Raw genomic sequence first — 928 nt, forward strand, 5'->3', positions numbered from 1 at the left:
CTGGTCTGGTCATTGAGTTTCTTCATCCTCGCCTGCAGACTCTTCTTTGTTTTTTCCAACTGCTTGATGGTATAATTCTGTCCTGCCTGATGTGCCGCTTCTTCAATGGAAAACGTAATATCTGCGATCTGATCTTCCAGCATGGCAATCTGCCGTTCCCTTGAAAGGGGGATTTTCTCAAACTGTGTATGTCCAATGATCACGGCATCATAATCTCCTGTCGCAATACGGGAACAGAAACGTTTTCGGTTTGCCGGCTCAAAGTCCTTCTTTGTTGCCACCAGGATATTTGCTCCCGGATAGAGACGTAGGAAATCACTGCCCCACTGCTCGGTCAGATGGTTTGGCACAACATAAAGATTCTTCTGTGAGAGTCCCAGCCGTTTTGATTCCATACCGGCTGCGATCATCTGGAACGTCTTCCCTGCTCCTACGCAATGAGCCAGAAGGGTGTTATTTCCATACAGCACATGAGCCACTGCGTTTTTCTGGTGCGGCATCAGAGTGATCTCCGGATTCATGCCGACAAACTGAATATGGCTTCCATCATATTCCCGTGGACGGATGCTGTTAAATCGTTCATTATAAATCTTACAGAGATCTTCCCGTCGGTGCAGGTCTTTAAATATCCACTCTTTAAATTCCTCTTTGATCAGCTCCTGCTTCTGCTGTGCCAGCATTGTTTCCTTCCGGTTTAATTCCCGGTGTTCCCCCTCGGCATCCTGTACCGTGTCATAAATCTTGGTATCTCTAAGGTTTAAGGCATCTTCCAAAAGACGGTAGGCATTGGCTCTCTGTGTTCCATAAGTGGAAGTGACAAGGGCATTTCCGTAGCTGTCCACATTTTTTTCCATAACATTCCATTGTCCGGTCACTTCGGCATACTGGACTTTGACCTTGCTCCCTACATAATATCTTGGTGTATGGA

1 protein-coding gene is annotated in these 928 nt (G+C 46.6%); it reads right to left on the bottom strand.

Translation table 11 applies throughout. The annotated features are described in order from the left end of the window. Positions 1-928 (bottom strand): DEAD/DEAH box helicase family protein (locus ACTNES_RS20900; protein WP_441040578.1); only part of this gene is annotated, 928 nt, incomplete at both ends.

This window comes from Blautia sp. HCP3S3_D9, from assembly GCF_052063845.1.
Taxonomy (GTDB): domain Bacteria; phylum Bacillota; class Clostridia; order Lachnospirales; family Lachnospiraceae; genus Blautia_A.